Genomic DNA, 3,008 nt, shown 5'->3' with positions numbered 1-3,008 from the left:
GGGCTGTCCGGTGCTCACCGTAAACCGGTCGGCCAACCATGTCCGAGTGTGAAAGGAATCGTTGATGGAGAGCCTGGCCGAGCGTGCGTTACATCATCATCTGCCGGCCCACGAGGTGCTGCTGCTGTTGGAAACCGACGTGGAGCGGGGCCTCACGTCGGCGGAGGCCGTCCAGCGGCTGCAGCGCTTCGGCCCCAATGCGCTCCCGCGGTTCAAACGGCACGGTCCACTGATCCGGCTCCTGTTCCAGTTCCACCATCCGTTGATCTATGTGCTGCTGGCCGCCACAGCGATCACCTCGCTTCTCGGCGAGTGGGTGGATGCGGGGGTGATTTTCGGCGTGGTGCTGGTGAATGCGATCGTCGGGTTCATTCAGGAATCCCGAGCGGAAGCGGCCTTGGAAGCGCTGGTCGCCCTGATGAAAACGGAGGCCACGGTGCGGCGGGACGGGCAGAAGCGGCGCATCTCTTCCGAGGAGATCGTGCCCGGTGATGTGATTCTGTTGGAGTCTGGCGACAAGGTGCCGGCCGATCTGCGTCTTGTGACGGTGCGCGAGCTGCAAGTGGACGAATCGGCGCTGACTGGGGAGTCGGTTTCGGCGGAGAAGAGTGACCGCATCCTCCCCCCGGAGACGCTCGTCGCGGACCGGCGCAACATGGGCTTCTCCGGCACCTTCGTGACGTATGGGCAAGGCACCGGAATTGTCGTGGGCACGGGCGCGAACACGGAACTCGGGCGCATCCATCAACTGGTCCACGAAACAACCGCGATCGCCACGCCGCTCACGAAAAAGATTACGTCCTTCAGCAAAGTGCTCACGGTGGCCATTCTCGGTCTGGCGGCGATGACGTTCGCGCTGGGGCTCTGGCGGGGCCAGCCGGCGGCTGAGATGTTCATGGCGGCGATCGCGCTGGCGGTCGGGGCGATTCCCGAAGGGCTGCCGGCGGCGGTCACGATCACCCTGGCGATCGGCGTGAGCCGGATGGCGCAGCGGCATGCCGTCATCCGCAAACTACCCGCAGTGGAAACGCTGGGGAGCACGACCGTCATCTGCTCAGATAAGACCGGGACGCTGACGAAAAACCAGATGACCGTTCAGGCGATCCTGGCCGGAGACGAATCCTTCGAGGTGGACGGCGCCGGCTATGAGCCGACCGGCGAGATCCGTGAAGCGAGCAGGGAGAACGTCAATGGTCAATCCTCAACCGTTAATCGTGATGAAGAGCTCCTTCGGCCCTCGTCACCCGTCACCCGTCACGCGTCACTCGGTCCCGGTCTGCGCGAGCTCCTGACTGCCGGGGCACTCTGCAACGACGCGCAACTGGTGGAGCGTGAGGGCCGGTGGACCATCGTGGGCGATCCGACGGAAGGCGCGTTGTTGGTGGCGGCGCGCAAAGCCGGGATCGATCCGGCCCAGGCCGCGACCGTGTCTCCTCGGATCGACGGGATTCCCTTCGAATCCGACCGCCAATACATGGCGACGCTCCACCGGGTGGAGCCTGGCGGGTCCGGGACGCTGTATCTTAAAGGCGCGGTCGAGAAAGTCCTCCGCCTGTGCGATCGGAATCTGGCTGCCGACGGAACGGAGCGTCCTTTCGATCCACAATCCGTGCTCGACCAGGTCGAGGTCTTCGCGGCGCGGGGATTGCGCGTGTTGGCGTTTGCGCGCAAGAGGCTGCCGGCTGCGATGGCCGCGCTGGACGAGCAGGACGTGGAAGGAGGCCTGACTTTTCTGGGGTTGCAGGCCATGATGGACCCGCCGAGGCCGGAAGCCATTGCGGCGGTGCGCGCCTGCCAGACGGCCGGCATCGCGGTCAAGATGATCACCGGCGACCATGCGCTCACGGCCCGGTCGATCGCGCAGCAGATCGGCCTCAATGGGGCGAAGGCTCGGGAAGGCGGCGAGCTGATTGTGATGACCGGCCAGGAGCTGGCGGCTACCGCCAAGGAGAACCTGCCCGATGCAGCAGAGCGCACGGCGGTCTTCGCGCGGGTCTCCCCGGAGCAGAAACTGCGCTTGGTGGAAGCGCTCCAGGCGAGGGGCCATATCATCGCGATGACCGGGGACGGGGTCAACGATGCGCCGGCCCTCAAACAGGCCGACATCGGCGTGGCGATGGGACGCGGCGGGACGGAGGTGGCCAAAGAGGCCGCCGATATGGTGCTGACCGACGACAACTTCGCCTCCATCGAGGCGGCGGTCGAAGAAGGCCGCTGCGTGTTCGACAACCTGACGAAATTCATTGTCTGGACGCTGCCGACCAACATAGGGGAAGGCCTGGTCATTTTGACCGCCATCGCCGCCGGAGCGGTGCTCCCGATCCTGCCGGTGCAGATCCTCTGGATCAACATGACGACCGCGATCGCGCTCGGAATGATGCTGGCGTTCGAGCCGAAGGAGCCGGGGATCATGCAGCGGCTGCCGCGAGATCCGCGGGAGCCGCTGTTGACCGGAGTGCTGGTCGAACGCATCCTCTTGGTCTCGGCGCTCCTGCTGGCCGGAGCTTACGGTGTCTTTCTGTTGGAGCAGCAGCGGGCCGTGCCGATCGAGGCGGCGCGGACCGCGGCCGTGAATGTGTTTGTGATGGGGGAGCTGTTCTACCTGTTTAACTGTCGCTCGCTGGAGCAGTCCATGTTTCATATCGGCGTCTTCAGCAATCGCTGGATCGTCGCGGGCGTGCTGGCCATGGTCAGCTTGCAACTCCTCCTGACCTACGTGCCGGTGATGAATCGCCTGTTCCACACCGCGCCGATCGACGGCCTGGCCTGGGCGCTGATTCTCGCAATCTCGCTGACGGTCTACACAGTTGTGGGCATCGAGAAATGGATTAGGCGGAGACTCGCCGCGACACGTTCCGGAGCGCGTCGGCCTGGCGAGGGTGCATAAACAAGAACCACCGCAGTCACATGGCCGTCCTCGTGGGGCATGCGCGATCACGAGAGGCAACAACTTGAGGGAGGTTTCGCATGATCGGTCAATCCGTACGTCTCACCACCATTCGGGGCAT

1 protein-coding gene is annotated in these 3,008 nt (G+C 64.6%); it reads left to right on the top strand.

All coding sequences use genetic code 11. The features are described from left to right. Positions 1-64: 64 nt before the first annotated feature. Complete coding sequence (locus tag Q8M85_RS20005) at positions 65-2,887, top strand: cation-transporting P-type ATPase (RefSeq protein WP_305547909.1); 2,823 nt, start codon at positions 65-67, stop codon at positions 2,885-2,887. Positions 2,888-3,008: the final 121 nt, after the last annotated feature.

It is taken from the genome of Tabrizicola sp., assembly GCF_030694085.1.
In the GTDB taxonomy this organism is placed as follows: domain Bacteria; phylum Pseudomonadota; class Alphaproteobacteria; order Rhodobacterales; family Rhodobacteraceae; genus Tabrizicola.
The sequence above is the reverse complement of the archived record's forward strand: the minus strand, read 5'-3'. Positions and strand labels throughout refer to the sequence as shown.